Source organism: Deinococcus aquaticus (assembly GCF_028622095.1).
In the GTDB taxonomy this organism is placed as follows: domain Bacteria; phylum Deinococcota; class Deinococci; order Deinococcales; family Deinococcaceae; genus Deinococcus; species Deinococcus aquaticus.
In genome coordinates this window covers 26,857-40,246 of the sequence record NZ_CP115165.1, presented here as the reverse complement: position 1 = coordinate 40,246, position 13,390 = coordinate 26,857, and the positions used below count along the sequence as shown (strand labels likewise).

The window sequence follows — 13,390 nt, the reverse complement described above, 5'->3', positions numbered from 1 at the left end:
GGGCTGTAAACAAAACCTTTAATCAGGGTTCATGACGGTGCTACACTCGGTGACGTGTCCCGCACGCCCCCGTGGAGTTACCTGCTGCTGTTTCTGGCTGTCGCCCTTCTCGGCTACGCCGCCTACGCAGACCTTCAGGGCCTCCTGGCCGCCAGCGCCGTCCTGATCGCCGCCGCCACCGGAGGCCTGCGCGGTCCCCTGCGCTGGTCCGCTCTGGTCGCCTACCCCGCCGGGTTCATCGTGTCGCTGGCCCTGCCCGGCCACGCGGGGAACCCGATGGACCTGCTGGGCGCGCTGATCGTGATCGGCAGCCTGGGCTTCATGCTGCTGCGCGAGCAGGGCAACCTGAGCGAGGTCGCGTGGCAGCGCAACACCATCAACGCCCTGCGCGCCGGCAGCGAACGCCTCGCGGAGGCCCGCGACGCCGACGCCATCATCCGCGCCGGGGTGGGTATTCTCGACAAGCTTCAGGTCGCCCCGAACCTCGCGTTCGTCGCGTACCGCCAGGGTACGCCGCACATCCTGGCCGCCAAGGGCGCCTTCGAGGCCTTCCTGGAACGGCCCATCCACCCCAGCGACAACGACAGCCGCAGCGTGCAGGCCGATCACTGGGTGGCCGAGGAAGCCCTGGCCCTGCTGAAAAAACCCCAGCGGCAGAGTTACCACGTGGCCCCCGTGTACGGCCGCGCCTCCACCCACCTGGGCGTGCTGATCCTGACCCGCAACGACGGCAGTCCCTTCGGCGAGGATGAGACCAGTGTCGTGGCCGCCTACGCCCGCCTGCTGGGCGCGCAACTGGGTCAGTGGAACGCCATCCGCGACCTGCGCGACGCCAACGACCTGACGTTGCGCTCGCTGGGCGCCGCGCTGGAACGCCGGGATGACGACACGGGCGGCCACACCAACCGCGTGGTCAGCATGAGCGTGCGCCTCGCGCGCCGCCTCGGCTGGGACGAGGATCAGGTCAAGGCCCTGCGCTGGGGCGCGTACCTGCACGACCTGGGCAAACTCGCCATTCCGGACGGCGTGCTGCACAAACGCGGCCCGCTGGACCCCGACGAACGCAAGGTCATCCAGACGCACACCACCATCGGGTACGACATGCTTCAGGACCTGCACTTCCTGCCGGCCGAGACCCTGGACCTCGTGCGGTACCACCACGAACGCTGGGACGGCACCGGGTACCCCAGTGGCCTGCGCGGCCCCAGCATTCCCGACACGGCCCGCCTGTTCACCATCATCGACGTGTTCGACGCCCTGACCAACGCCCGCCCGTACAAGCCCGCCTGGACCCGCGACCGCGCCGTGAACGAGATCCGCATGCAGGCCAGCCGTCAGTTCGACCCGCAGTACGTGGACGCCTTCCTGCGCATGATGGCCGAACACGACGACGTGCACCTCGTGCTGTAAGGGCCGCAGCCGTCAGACGGTTCAGGGAAACAGGTGATGGTTGATAGAGGGAAGGCCCGCTCTATCAACCATCACCTTTCAACTATGGACGCCTACAGGTTCAGGTCGGCGCGGGTGGGGGCGTACGCGCCGGCATGCGCGCAGGCGGCGGCAGCGGCGGCCAGCCCGACGCGTAGGTGCTCGCTCCACAGGGCTTCGGGCCGTTCGGAGGCGCTGACCAGCAGGCCCGCGCACAGGGCGTCCCCGGCCCCCACGGTATCCACGACCTGCACGGGCGCGGCGGGCAGGTTCGCCTGTCCGGCCGCGTGGTACAGGGTCGCGCCCTGCGCGCCGCGCGTGATGATGATGGGCACCTGGGCGTTCAGGCCCCGCAGGCGGCGCAGCACGTCCGCCTCGCTGAGCCCGGGGAAGAAGAACGCGAGATCCTCGTCACTGAACTTCATCAGGTCCGCGCGGCGGGCGACCGCCTCGAACACCTTCGGGTAGTCCGGGTGGCGGTGCGTGATGCGGGCGTTCGGGTCGAAGCTGATCTTCACGCCGGCCGCGCGGGCCGTCTCGATCAGGCCCAGCAGCGTGTCTGCCAGCGGCCAGCGCGCCAGACTGATGCCGCCCACGTGCAGCCAGCGGGCCTCGCGCAGCCACCCGGCGGGCAGGCGCGTCGGGTCGAAGTGCAGGTCGGCGCTGTTCTCGCCCAGGAAGCGGTACGCGGGCGGGTTGGCGCTGTACACCACCGCCAGCAGGGTCGGGGCGGGCACGCGCTGCATGAAGCGCATGTCCAGCCCGGCCTCGACGGACGCGCGGATCAGGTCGTCCCCGAAGTTGTCCTGCCCGACCGCTCCGGCAAAGGCGCTGGGCACCCCCAGCGACGCGCAGGCCCGCGCGACATTCCAGGCCGCGCCGCCCGGATGGGCGTGCCAGGCGTTCCGCCCGGCGGTCACGAGGTCAGTCAGGGCTTCCCCGGCACTCACGATGAACGGTAATTGCATTCCCTCAAATCTACCGCGCGCGGCGGCGGGCCGGGCCGGGTCGCGCACACAGGCCCCCGGTTCACGGCCCGGTCATGAGGTGACCCCAGCCTGATCACGGCCTGATCACGGCCTGTGACGAAGATGAACTCAGGCGAGGTTCAGAGCAGCTTCCGGGGGGGAGTCAACGGCCTGAACCCGCCCCCCACCGCGCACCACCCACGTTTACCCAGGAGGAACCAGCATGAAGGATGAGGCCACCATCTCCACAGCTGCCACACCCGCAGCGCCCGCCGCGGCAACCGCCGCGACCCGCGTCACCCACGACCTGAAAGGCCTGACCCGCGACGTGGAAGCCCTGCGCGGCGACCTGCGTGCCCTGGCCGAGACCCGGCAGCTGGACGAACTGCTGAAGTTGATCCCCCGGCCCGGCTGGACCACGCCCGCTGAACTGGCACTCGTCTGGGCCAGCGTCGGGCAACTGAGCAGTCATGTGCAACTCCTGCGGGCCGCCCAGGACAACCTGCTGCGCGGCGCACAGCTGGTCGGGCGTACCTGACGCGGCTGCACCGGGTCCTGCCAGTCCACCTCCACCCTCCGCCCCGACCCTTCATGGTCACGCGCCACCCAGGAGAACCCACCATGCCCCAGCGCACCCAGTCTGCCCAGCCCACCCTGCCTACCGCTCCGCTGTCCCGCCGCCCACTGCCCCGCCGCACCTGGGGCGCGCTGATGGGAGCGTCGCTGCTGCTGGCCTCGTGCGGTGGCCCCGCCGGAACGCCCGCTCCGACCACGCCCACCGCCACGACCATGCAACTGAACGGCGCGCGCGTCCTGAGCCCCACGCAGGTGCAGTTCGGGGTGACGCCACTGAGCGGCACGCAGACCGCGACCGGCACGCTCAGCAACCCGTCCGTGACGTTCAGTACCGCCGGCGTGAGTGGCACGGTCAGCGTGTGCGGACAGGTCAGCGTGCAGAACACCGTGACCGCCGCCGTCACCCTCGACGCGACCGGCAGCATGCGCAGCACCGACCCGGAGGAGAAACGCCGCGCGGCCGCCAAGGCCTTCGTGGCCCGCATGACCGGCACCAGTCAGGCCGCCGTGCTGTCCTTCGAGGCCAGCAGTACGCCGTCGGCCAGCATGATCGGCAGCGTGCTGCATCAGGACCTGACGGCGGATCAGACGGCGCTGAACACCGCCATCGACAACGCCACGTACGCAAGCGGCAGCACCAACTTCTACGACGCGGTCGTGGACGCCGTGAAGGTCGCCAGCCGCGCCGGGCGCAGCAACCCGATCGTGCTGGCCCTCACGGACGGCATCGACAACAGCAGCAGCAACTCGCCGGACGAGGCCATCGCCGCCGCGAAGGCCGCAGGCGTGCCCGTGTACGCCATCGGCCTGGACGCCACGGGCAGCCTCGACTTCGCCGAGATGGAACGCATCGCCAGCGAAACCGGCGGGCTGTTCCGCAGCAACATCGCTGCCGGTGACCTCGACGCCTACTTCTCGCAGCTGTACAACGCCTTCACCGCGCAGGGCTGCCTGGAACTGAACCTCGCCGCCGCGCCCGCGCCCGGCACCACCGTCACCGGCACCCTGTCCGTGGACGTGTCGGATTACGGCAAGGCCACCTCGCGCCTGAGCGTCCCGTTCAGTTACGCCGTCCGGGACACCAGCGCCCCCAAGTAACGACACACGTGCAGCGGGCGGCGGTCTCCACTACCCGAGGCCGCCGCCCGCTCTGCGGACAGGCAGTCGGTACAGGATGACGGTCAGGCCGAACACGTCGCGCTGGCCGCAGCGTTCAAACCCGAACGAATCGTACAGGTGGTGCAGGGCGGGCCGCGCGGCGTCGGTATCGAGTTTCAGCCAGGGTCGCCCGGCCAGGGCGGTCACGCGCGCCGCCTCACGCAGCAGCGTGTGCGCCAGTCCCTGCCCCTGCGCGGACGGGTGCACGGCCAGCTTGTGCAGGTACAGCGCCTCGCCCGGCGGGTCGTGCGGCCAGAAGGGCGGGTCGCTGGTCAGCAGGCAGAAGCATCCGACGGGTTCGCTGGTCGCCGCTGCGTCGGTCCAGGCGACATGCCAGCCGCCGGGCGGGTAGTGCCGCTGCAGGTGCTCCGGCGTGAGCCTGTCGGGCGGCCAGAGCGTTCGCCCGCGCGCCTGCAACTGCGTGGCGGTGGCCTGCAACACGGTACTGGCGGCCTGCACGTCGCCGGTGGTAAACGACAGGGGCCCGTGGATGGGCGTCATCCCGTGAAGTCCGGGGCGGGTTCGATGCCGGTCGCCCACAGGTCTGCGCCGCGCCGCTGCAACTGCACGCGCGGCAGGGGCAGCAGCGCCTTGCCGAACACGGCCTCGCCGGCCCGCAGCGGGTCGAACACGCTGTAGTGGCAGCGGCAGCCCAGTTGCGGGTGCTGCTCGTCGCGGGGCGGGCGGTAATTGAACGCGAAGGCCAGGATCTCCGGGTCGCGCACGAGGTTCACGTTGCAGCCCAGGTGCGTGCACACCCGCGAGTACGCGATCAGGAACGACCCGCCGTCCGGCAGCGCGCCCGGCACGTCCTGCGGCACGCGCAGCACCGTGCAGGGCCGACCCGCGTACGTGAAGGTCCGCTCGGCCCACTCGCCGCTCAGGTTGCTCAGGGCGGCCACACGCGCAGGCGGCGCCGCCCGGAAGTCGGGTGTGCCGGCCGTGCGTTTTCCGGTCATGACGCGCGTGGCGTACCAGCCCATGTACCCGAACGCTCCAGCCGTTCCGGCAACCGGGATCAGCCACCAGCGGTCCAGCAGGGCGCGGCGGGTCAGGCGGCGGACCGGGGCCGGGGTGGGGTCGCCCGGCATGGTCAGCGGCCCCCAGTGTCCTGCCAGCTGCCCAGCAGGTTCAGCAGGGCGTTCAGGTCACTGCTGCTCAGGTTCGGGTAGGCGGGCATGGCGCCCTTGCCCTGCACGATGATCTGCCGCGCGGCCTCGCGGGTCAGGGCCGATTCCCGCAGGCTGGGGCCCAGGCCACCGCCGCCGCTGGGGCCGTGGCAACTGGCGCAACTGGCGGCGTACACGCGCAGCGCCGGGTCGCTGTCGTTCTGGCGGGCGCGGATGGCGGTGATCAGGTCGTCGGCGTCGCGGCCGCTGGGGTCCAGGGTGCGGTAGCGTTCCAGCGCCGCGAGCGCCTGATCGTCCTCGCCGAACCGGGCGAGCGCGAAGCCCAGCAGCAGCTGCGATTCCGGTTCTTTCGGCGCGAGTTGCGCGCCCGTGCGGATCAGCAGCGCGGCCCGCTGCGCGTCCTCGGCACTCAGGGTCTGCCCGGTCTGCTCGCCGCGCGTGAGCAGCAGGATGCCCAGCCGGCGCAGCGCCTCGGGTTGCCGGGGGTCGAGTTTCAGGGCGTTCCCGTACGCCGTGACCGCCTGATCGTACCGGGAGGAATCGAACGCCGCTTTCCCCCACGCGAGGTAATCGGCGGCCGCGCCGGTCCGCTCGGCCTGCGCTTTCAGGCCCGGCAGGCGCAACGTGGCCTGCACGTTCGCCGCCTCGGACGGTTGCAGGGACGCCAGTTGCCAGCGCGGCACGAAGGTCACGGCCCCCACCACCGTCAGGGCGAAGGCGGCGGCCAGCGCTCCCAGGGCCAGGGTGCGGGTGCGCGGCGCGGGGCGCGGCTGGGGGGGCAGGGCGTCCAGCGCGCGCAGGGTCAGCGCGGCGCGGCGTTCCAGGTCCGGTCGGCGGCGGTCGCTGTCAGGGTCTGCCGGCAGCGCGGCAAGTTCCGCGTACAGGCGCGCCTGCTCGGCGCGCAGCTGCTCGCGCTTCGGGGCGTCCGGGTCGCTGGGCTGCCCGGACCGCAGGGGTTCCAGCACCAGCCACAGCGCGGCCCCCACGATCAGGATCAGCAGGATCAGGCTCAGGACGCTCACGCTTTCCCTCCGCCCGTGGGGTCGCCGGGCGCGCGGGTCTCGCGGCGCACCTGTTCCAGGAACGGATCGAAGGCCTCGTCCGGGGCGGCGGAACCGGCGCGGCCCGGGGTGCGGCGCAGGAACGACCACAGGAACACGCCTCCCAGTGCCAGCGCCAGCAGGGGCGCGCCCCACAGCAGCAGGCCCCGGCCGGTCTTGGGTGGGTCGAGCAGCACGAAATTCCCGTACCGCTGCGAGAAGAACACGTAGATGTCTCCGTCCGTGCGTCCGGCGGCCACCTGCTCACGCACGGACTCACGCATCTTCACGCTGATGTCACTGCGGGAATCCGAGATGGACTCGCCGGTATCGCACAGCGGGCAGCGCAGGTTTTTCTGAATGGCCAGGGCACGCTGCTCCTGCGCGGGCGTCAGGGACGGCGCGCCGGTCTGCGCCGCACTCCAGCTCCAGCCGGCCAGTAGCGTCAGCAGGCCCAGCAGGGCGGCCAGCACGGGACGGCTCATATGGACTCCGGTGGAATGGTTTGCAACACCGTTCCATCCGAGCGGACTCGTAGAGCTGCGCCGCAGAGCGAGAGGGAGACAAACGGGTTCCGGGCGTGGAGTTGACAACCCGGCGTTCTTGCGGGGTGTGAACGAAACAGACGGAATCCGTATCACAGGGCGGGCACGCCGATCTTTTCCAGGCCGACGTTCAGGCGTTCGCGCGTCAGGCCGCCCCGGTCCATGTGCTGCACCACGCCGTCGCGGTCAATGAATACCGTTTCCGGAATGCCGCTCACGCCGTACTCCACGCCGGTATTGATGCCCGGGTCTTTCAGGTTCGGGTACGCCAGCGCGTACTCGCGGATAAAGTCCCGCGCGCTCTGCTCGTTCGTCTCCTGAAACAGCACGCCCACGACCGCCAGACCGTCCCCGCCGCCCTGCCGGGCGCTCAGTTCGCGGAACATCGGGGCTTCCTCGCGGCACGGGCCGCACCACGACGCCCAGAAGTTCAGCACGACCGGGCGGCCCCGCAGGCTGGTCAGGCTGACCTTCGCGCCGTCCAGGCTGTCCAGGGTGAAGGCCGGGGCGGGCTTGCCGATCAGCGGGCCGCCGGTCGTGGCGTTGCGCGCGGGTTGCAGCAGCGCCGCGCCCAGGCTGGCCACCAGGGCCGCCGCGATCAGGGGCGGCAGGAAGCGCCGCCACGCGGGCGCCGGGGGGGTCGGGGAGGAAGGAGGCGTGTGGGTCATGGAAGTCCTTTTTTGGGGTCTGGCCTGTTCGGGGGTCTGGAGCCTGCGCGGTCCGTCCGGTGAACGCCGGGGCGCGGCCGGTGAAGGAAGGGAAAGAGGGAGGCGCGTGCGCTAGTCGGTCGCGGCGGCCAGCCCGGACGGCGCGCGCACGGTGGCCCGGCGGGGCGAGGCCAGCGTCAGGGCCGCGCCCACGCAGATGATCAGGGTGCCCCACCAGATCCACGACACCAGCGGCGACTCGATCAGGCGCACGCTGGCCCACTGGCCCCTGGGGTCCACGCTGGTCATCACGAGGTACGTGTCACCCAGCGGGCCGTAGCGCACGGCGGGCGACGGGAAGGCCGTGTCGCCGCCCTGCGTGTACGTATTCAGCCGCGCCTGGAAGGGCCGCCCGTCGATCTGCACGCGCGCCACGACGGACTTCCCGTCCGTGCGGGTCACGGCGTCCAGGCCGGTCAGTTGCAGGCGCTCTGCCAGCAGCGTGACGGGCGCGGCGTTCAGGTTCAGGGTCACCTGCGCGTCCCGCCGGAACGACCCGCTGAACGCCAGCCCCAGCGCCATCACGATCAGGCCCAGGTGCGCCAGGTACGCCCCGTAGCGGCGCGGCTGCGCGCCCAGCGCCGCGCCCAGACCCCCGGCCTGCCGGGCAGCGCGGGCGGTCAGCAGGATCAGGCCCACCACGTTGTACGCCGACAGCGCCAGCGTGCCCAGCACCCCGGCGTGCCGCACGCCCAGCGCAAAGGCCACGGCAGCGGCGGCCACGCCGCCGAGCAGCAGCGGCACCAGCGCCCGCCACAGGCTCTGGCCGTCCGCGCGCCGCCACGGCAGCAGCGGCCCCACGCCCATCAGGGCCAGCAGACCCAGCCCCAGCGGAATGGCGAAGGCGTTATAGAAGGCCGGGCCGACGCTGGCGTCCCGGCGGCCCTGCGCGGCCTCCACGAAAGTCGGGAACAGGGTGCCCACCAGCACCATCACCGCGAACACCAGGAACAGCCAGTTCCCGGCCAGGAACGCGCTCTCGCGGCTCAGCGGGGCGGGCGGCTCGGCCTCGTCGCGCAGGGCCGGGGCGCGCCACGCGGCCAGCAGCGTGCCCGACACCAGCAGGAACGCCAGGAAGCCCAGGAACACCGGCCCGACCGGCCCGCCCGCGAAGGCGTGCACGCTCTGCACGATGCCGCTGCGGTTCAGGAAGGTGCCCAGCACGGTGCTGGAGTACGCCAGCACGATCAGCCACACATTCCACGAGCGCATCAGGCCCCGGCGTTCCTGAATCTGAATGGAATGCAGGAACGCGGTGGTCAGCAGCCACGGAATGAAACTGGCGTTCTCGACCGGGTCCCACGCCCAGTACCCGCCCCAGCCGAGCGTCTCGTAACTCCACCAGCCGCCGGCCACGATGGCGGCGGTCAGGAACGCCCAGGCGATCAGCGTCCAGCGGCGCGTGACGACCACCCAGTGATCCGACAGGCGGCCCGTGACGAGCGCCGCGACCGCGTACGCGAACGGCACGCTCAGGCCCACGAACCCCAGGTACAGCAGGACCGGGTGCACCGCCATCATCCAGTGGTTCTGCAGGGCCGGGTTCGGGCCGCGCCCGTCCAGCGGCACGGTCGCCACTGGCGTGAACGGCGAGGCGACCGTCGCCACCACGCCCACGAAGAACAGCAGGCTCACGAACATCGCGCCCAGCGCCCAGGGCCGCAGCGCGTCGCGGCGCAGCGTGAGGCTCAGGATGAACGTGAAGCCGCCCAGCAGCCACGCCCACAGCAGAATGCTGCCCTCCAGCGCGCCCCACAGCGCCGTGACCTTCACCCAGGTCGGGGAGGCCCGCATGGAATGCTCGGCCACGAACCGCACCGTGAAATCGTCACGCAGCAGCGCCGTCAGCAGGATCAGGGTACCCAGGGTCAGCAGCGCGAACACCGCCCAGGTGGCGCGGCGGGCCGCCTCGGTCACGCGGGCGTCGCCGCGCAGGCCGCCCAGCACCGACAGCAGCAGCCCCCCCACGCTGAAGGCCAGCGCGCCCAGCAGGCTCAGTTGCCCCAGCGCGCCCAGCGGACTGGAGGAGAACGAGATCAGGTTCAGCACATTCACAACGGGTCACCTCTCTGGTGGGGCCGCGCGGGGCGGAGGCCCGGCCCGCAGGGGTCGGCCGGCGATCCGGCGTGGTCAGGCACGGCGTCAGACTTACTCGGTGGTTTTCAGCAGGTCCTTGAGTTCCGCCTGCGTTTTCGGGACGTTGTACTCCTCGCTGTGCTTGACCACGAGATCCGAGGCGTGGAAGGTGTTCCCTTCGAACTCGCCGCGCACGACCACGCCCTGATTCTCCTTGAACAGGTCGCTGACGGCCCCCTGGTACTGCACGGGGAAGCTGGCCCCGCCGTCCGAGACGACAAAGCGGAGGTTCAGGGACTGCGGGTCGTACTGCACGTCCCGGACCAGCCCGCCGATGCGGATGGAGCGGCCCTGAAGCTGCGCCTGCTGCTGCTGGTACTCGGTGGGCGTCACGAAGTACTCCAGGGAGCGGTTCAGGTTCCCGAAGGCGATGAAGCCCGTCAGGCCCACCAGCGCGGCGACGCCCAGCACGGCCGGCCAGGGACTGCGCCGCCGCCGCCGCGCCTGCCCCAGCTGTCCGGCCGGGGGCAGGGGAGAGGACGGGTCGCTCACTGGGGCGCTCCGCCTGCCGGTTCGTCGCGCACGGCGCGCAGCCGCAGCCAGATCCACGCGAGGTACCCGATCAGCAGCACGAACGTCACGACGTACACGATCACCACGTACGCGGTGTACTTATCCACGGGCTACCTCCGCGCGGGTGTGCGCCGCGCCCAGTTCGTTCATCAGTTCGCGTTCCTCACGGGCTTCCTCACGGGCGGCCAGAATCCCGCGCACGCGCAGCAGCAGCAGGTACAGCAGTGTGAACGCCGCCAGCGAGATGAACAGCGTCGGCAGGTACACCGGAGCGGCGTCCCAGCGGATGCCGTCCAGCAGTTTCAGCGTCTGCGTCTGGTGCACGCCGCGCCACCACTCGACCGCCATGTAGTTCACGGGCACGTACAGCGTCCCCACGATGCCCACCACGGCCGACACCCGCGCCCGGCGTTCCTGATCGTCGATCAGCGTGCGGATCAGCAGGTAACCGCCGTACACCACGATACTCAGCGCGGTGGTCGTCAGGCGGGCGTCCCACACCCAGTACGTGCCCCAGGTGGGTTTGGCCCACAGCATCCCACCCACGATGGTCGCCACCGTGAACAGCACGCCGATCTCGGCGCTGGCCATCGCCAGCCGGTCCCAGCGGCGCTGACGCTGAATCAGGTACAGCAGCCCGAACAGGCCCGTGCCGCCGTACGCGAGGTAACTCAGCCACGCGCCGGGCACATGCACGAACATCAGCCGCACCAGCGACCCCTGATTGATGTCCAGCGGTGCAGTCAGGCCCAGTCCGACCGCGATCAGCAGTGTGACCAAGGTCGCGCCGCCCAGCAGTGTTGTCGTGAGGTCTCTCTTCATGTCGCTCCCCATTCTGAACCCCGGACGTGAGTCGGGACCGTGACGGTCACCGCGCCGGGCATTCCAACCGAATGCCCGCAGCATCGCGCCCGCGAGCCCACCCGGGCAAGTGCGAGTGTCCCCGCGCGCCCGCACCCACGGGCAGTATCCTGAACCGTACAGGGCACGCCCCGCCCGCGCTCTATCTCCGAGGACTTCCCATGACCCAGCCTGCCCCCACCCATACCCGCCGCCTGCCCGTCCGCCTGCTGGCGGCCTGCCTGCTGCTCGGATCGCCGGGAGGGGCGGCCGCGCCGCAGGCCGTGACCTTCCAGCCCGGCCCCGGCGACGTGTTCCGGGACGTGCCGGACGTGGGCGATCTGGGCCTGTGGCTGCTGACCGGCAGCCCCGGCGCACCTCTGAAGCGCGCCGTGTGGAACGGCGAGCCGTACCAGGGCCGTACCCTGCGCGAACCCATCAACCTGATCCTGATCGACCGTTTTGCCCGCACGCCCGAACAGGCGACCGCGCGCATGAACGCCGCGCTGGCCGCCGCCGGATTCACACCCACGGGTGGCTTCGGCAGTGGGCCGGGCGGGTACCACGCGCTGCTGAACGGCGAACTGCGCGCCCAGCACCCCGCCACGCCCGGACAGGCGTACAGTGACGGCCCCCCCGGCGCGTACAACCACCACGGCGTCACCTTCGGCCCGTACCGCGTGGGGGGCAGTTTCGTGTTCACGGGCGCGTTCAACGGGGCCGACCACCGGCCCGACCAGACAGGTGCGACCCCTGCGGGTGCGGGCACGCAGGTCTTCAACAATTACATGGTCGCCCGCGAGAGCCTCGCCGCTGCTCTGGACCGCAGCAGCGTGTTCCACAAGAAAGGCTACTTCGACCTTCAGGCCATCATCGACACGCCCACCGAGACCACCGCCGACTCCGACGGGTGCGCCGTGGTGCTCGTCGCCCGCGACTGACCTTCCGCCGCCCGCGACTCCCGGCCCTTACCCCTCGGCAGCGTACGGGAACAGCAGGGTGGCCAGGATGATGGTCGCCACGTCGAACACCGCCAGGAAGGTCAGCCAGGTACTCACCTCGGCGTTCCACACGCCCGAGAGCAGCAGCGTGGTGGCCTTCACGGTGGCGATCACGGCCGGCACCAGGATCGGGAAGGCCAGGGCGGGCAGCAGCGCCTCGCGGGCGCGCAGGCTGACGGTCACGCTGCCGTAGAAGGTCGTTCCGGCCGCGAAGCCCAGCACGCCCAGCACGGTTGTCAGGACCAGCCCGACCCAGGGAACGGCGCGCCCGGTCTCGGCGGCGCCGAACAGGATCAGTCCTGCCGGAACCGTGAACGCCGCGACCAGCAGCAGCGGCCCCAGCACGCCCAGCAGTTTGCCCAGGTACAGCGCCCCGTGCGGGCCGGGGTACAGCAGCAGTTGCTCCAGCGCGCCCGCCTCCTGCTCCTGCGCGAAGGCCCGCTGCGCGCCCACGGCGGCCGCCAGCGCCAGCGCCGTCCAGATCGACCCGGCCGCCAGCGCCGCCGACTGCGCGTCACTGCGGGCCGTGCCGCTCAGGGCCAGCCCCAGGACCAGCAGGACCAGCCCGGCGAAGAAGGCCGTGGCGAGCAGCGTGTCGCGGGTGCGGCCCGCCACGCGCAGGTCCTTGGCCGCGACCGCCCGCACGACCCGCAGCGCCTCGGAGCGGCTCACGCGCCCACCGCCGGGGCCTCGGCCAGCACGCCGCCCGACAGGCGCAGGGTGCGGGGTGCGACCTGCCGCGCCAGTTCCGGTTCGTGCGCCGCGATGACCAGCGTGCCGCCCGCGCCGTGCAGTTCACCCAGCAGGTTCAGCACCAGCTGCCGCCCGGCGTCGTCGAGGTTCGCGAACGGCTCGTCGACCAGCGTGACCGGCCGCGCCAGCAGGTGCGCGCGCGTCAGGGCCAGCCGCTTGCGCATGCCGGCCGACAGGAACCGCGCGCGGCGCGTGGCGGCCCCGTGCAGGTCCACGCGCCGCAGGGCCGCCGCCACGTTGCCGGACTGGCCGTGCATGGTCAGCGCGAAGTTCAGGTTCTCCTCGCAGGTCAGGTCCGGGTACAGGCCGCCGTCGACCGGCATCAGGTGCACGCACTCGCGCACCGAGCGGCCGTCGCGCAGGTCGAAGCCCAGCACGCGCCCCTCGCCGCGCGTGGGTTTCAGGCCCGCCCCGAACAGCCGCAGCAGCGTGGTCTTCCCGGCTCCGTTCTCGCCCAGCAGCGTCACGCCCTGCCCGGCCGGAACGTCCAGCGTCACGCCGCGCAGGATCACCTCGCGGCCCAGCCGCAGCCACACGCCCCGCAGTTGCAGCGCGAACTCCGGCCCCGCGACCACGCGGTCCGCCGGGGTGGGGT

General features: G+C 71.5%; 16 protein-coding genes. 4 read left to right on the top strand and 12 right to left on the bottom strand.

All coding sequences use genetic code 11. The annotated features are described in order from the left end of the window. Positions 1-54: 54 nt before the first annotated feature. Entirely contained in the window at positions 55-1,410 is a 1,356-nt protein-coding gene (locus M8445_RS00215) for an HD-GYP domain-containing protein (RefSeq protein WP_273988846.1), read from the top strand. Positions 1,411-1,502: 92 nt separating this feature from the next. Here M8445_RS00215 and M8445_RS00210 read toward each other — a convergent pair whose 3' ends face one another. After that, the gene (locus tag M8445_RS00210; RefSeq protein ID WP_273988843.1) at positions 1,503-2,396 is read right to left on the bottom strand and encodes a carbohydrate kinase family protein; all 894 of its coding nucleotides are present in this window, start codon (positions 2,394-2,396) and stop codon (positions 1,503-1,505) included. 223 nt (positions 2,397-2,619) lie between these two features. Between M8445_RS00210 and M8445_RS00205 the strand changes: the two genes are divergently transcribed. Beyond that, positions 2,620-2,934, top strand: a complete 315-nt coding sequence (locus M8445_RS00205; protein ID WP_273988841.1) for a hypothetical protein — start codon at positions 2,620-2,622, stop codon at positions 2,932-2,934. Between the two features lie 83 nt (positions 2,935-3,017). Continuing rightward, positions 3,018-4,070, top strand: a complete 1,053-nt coding sequence (locus M8445_RS00200) for a vWA domain-containing protein (RefSeq protein ID WP_273988840.1) — start codon at positions 3,018-3,020, stop codon at positions 4,068-4,070. A gap of 30 nt (positions 4,071-4,100) precedes the next feature. On the opposite strand, the gene M8445_RS00195 is transcribed toward M8445_RS00200, so the two are convergent. The 9 genes from M8445_RS00195 to ccsA all read right to left on the bottom strand — a co-directional run bounded on the left by M8445_RS00195 (position 4,101) and on the right by ccsA (position 11,023). Beyond that, positions 4,101-4,631 (bottom strand): GNAT family N-acetyltransferase, encoded by a 531-nt coding sequence (locus M8445_RS00195; protein ID WP_273988839.1) that lies wholly within the window; start codon positions 4,629-4,631, stop codon positions 4,101-4,103. Next, entirely contained in the window at positions 4,628-5,221 is a 594-nt protein-coding gene (locus tag M8445_RS00190) for a QcrA and Rieske domain-containing protein (protein WP_273988837.1), read from the bottom strand. The genes M8445_RS00195 and M8445_RS00190 overlap by 4 nt, the downstream gene beginning before the upstream one ends. 2 nt (positions 5,222-5,223) lie before the next feature. Next, positions 5,224-6,282: a c-type cytochrome gene (locus M8445_RS00185; RefSeq protein WP_273988836.1), complete on the bottom strand. Its 1,059-nt coding sequence runs from the start codon at positions 6,280-6,282 to the stop codon at positions 5,224-5,226. Beyond that, positions 6,279-6,785, bottom strand: coding sequence for a cytochrome c-type biogenesis protein (locus M8445_RS00180; protein WP_273988834.1), 507 nt, complete (start codon positions 6,783-6,785; stop codon positions 6,279-6,281). Before M8445_RS00180 ends, M8445_RS00185 begins: the two co-directional genes overlap by 4 nt. A 152-nt stretch (positions 6,786-6,937) precedes the next feature. Continuing rightward, complete coding sequence (locus tag M8445_RS00175; RefSeq protein WP_273988833.1) at positions 6,938-7,513, bottom strand: TlpA family protein disulfide reductase; 576 nt, start codon at positions 7,511-7,513, stop codon at positions 6,938-6,940. A gap of 111 nt (positions 7,514-7,624) precedes the next feature. Next, entirely contained in the window at positions 7,625-9,601 is a 1,977-nt protein-coding gene (locus M8445_RS00170) for a heme lyase CcmF/NrfE family subunit (RefSeq protein WP_273990944.1), read from the bottom strand. 99 nt (positions 9,602-9,700) lie between these two features. Continuing rightward, complete coding sequence (gene ccmE, locus M8445_RS00165; protein WP_273988832.1) at positions 9,701-10,180, bottom strand: cytochrome c maturation protein CcmE; 480 nt, start codon at positions 10,178-10,180, stop codon at positions 9,701-9,703. Further along, entirely contained in the window at positions 10,177-10,308 is a 132-nt protein-coding gene (ccmD, locus tag M8445_RS00160) for a heme exporter protein CcmD (protein ID WP_273988831.1), read from the bottom strand. The genes ccmE and ccmD overlap by 4 nt, the downstream gene beginning before the upstream one ends. Continuing rightward, positions 10,301-11,023 (bottom strand): cytochrome c biogenesis protein CcsA, encoded by a 723-nt coding sequence (ccsA, locus tag M8445_RS00155; RefSeq protein WP_273988830.1) that lies wholly within the window; start codon positions 11,021-11,023, stop codon positions 10,301-10,303. Before ccsA ends, ccmD begins: the two co-directional genes overlap by 8 nt. A 200-nt stretch (positions 11,024-11,223) precedes the next feature. Here ccsA and M8445_RS00150 point away from each other — a divergent pair, with 200 nt between their 5' ends. Next, complete coding sequence (locus M8445_RS00150; RefSeq protein WP_273988829.1) at positions 11,224-11,982, top strand: hypothetical protein; 759 nt, start codon at positions 11,224-11,226, stop codon at positions 11,980-11,982. Positions 11,983-12,009: 27 nt separating this feature from the next. Here M8445_RS00150 and M8445_RS00145 read toward each other — a convergent pair whose 3' ends face one another. Together M8445_RS00145 and M8445_RS00140 are read right to left on the bottom strand one after the other, a co-directional pair. Then, the gene (locus M8445_RS00145; protein ID WP_273988827.1) at positions 12,010-12,714 is read right to left on the bottom strand and encodes a heme exporter protein CcmB; all 705 of its coding nucleotides are present in this window, start codon (positions 12,712-12,714) and stop codon (positions 12,010-12,012) included. After that, complete coding sequence (locus M8445_RS00140) at positions 12,711-13,370, bottom strand: ABC transporter ATP-binding protein (RefSeq protein WP_273988826.1); 660 nt, start codon at positions 13,368-13,370, stop codon at positions 12,711-12,713. The genes M8445_RS00145 and M8445_RS00140 overlap by 4 nt, the downstream gene beginning before the upstream one ends. Between the last annotated feature and the right edge of the window lie 20 nt (positions 13,371-13,390).

Bases quoted from the DNA above. Each gene is read 5' to 3' on its own strand.
- M8445_RS00175 (WP_273988833.1), bottom strand. From the start codon at position 7,513: ATGACCCACACGCCTCCTTCCTCCCCGACCCCCCCGGCGCCCGCGTGG.
- M8445_RS00150 (WP_273988829.1), top strand. From the start codon at position 11,224: ATGACCCAGCCTGCCCCCACCCATACCCGCCGCCTGCCCGTCCGCCTG.
- M8445_RS00205 (WP_273988841.1), top strand. From the start codon at position 2,620: ATGAAGGATGAGGCCACCATCTCCACAGCTGCCACACCCGCAGCGCCC.
- M8445_RS00195 (WP_273988839.1), bottom strand. From the start codon at position 4,631: ATGACGCCCATCCACGGGCCCCTGTCGTTTACCACCGGCGACGTGCAG.
- M8445_RS00180 (WP_273988834.1), bottom strand. From the start codon at position 6,785: ATGAGCCGTCCCGTGCTGGCCGCCCTGCTGGGCCTGCTGACGCTACTG.
- M8445_RS00190 (WP_273988837.1), bottom strand. From the start codon at position 5,221: ATGCCGGGCGACCCCACCCCGGCCCCGGTCCGCCGCCTGACCCGCCGC.
- ccsA (WP_273988830.1), bottom strand. From the start codon at position 11,023: ATGAAGAGAGACCTCACGACAACACTGCTGGGCGGCGCGACCTTGGTC.
- M8445_RS00200 (WP_273988840.1), top strand. From the start codon at position 3,018: ATGCCCCAGCGCACCCAGTCTGCCCAGCCCACCCTGCCTACCGCTCCG.
- M8445_RS00210 (WP_273988843.1), bottom strand. From the start codon at position 2,396: ATGCAATTACCGTTCATCGTGAGTGCCGGGGAAGCCCTGACTGACCTC.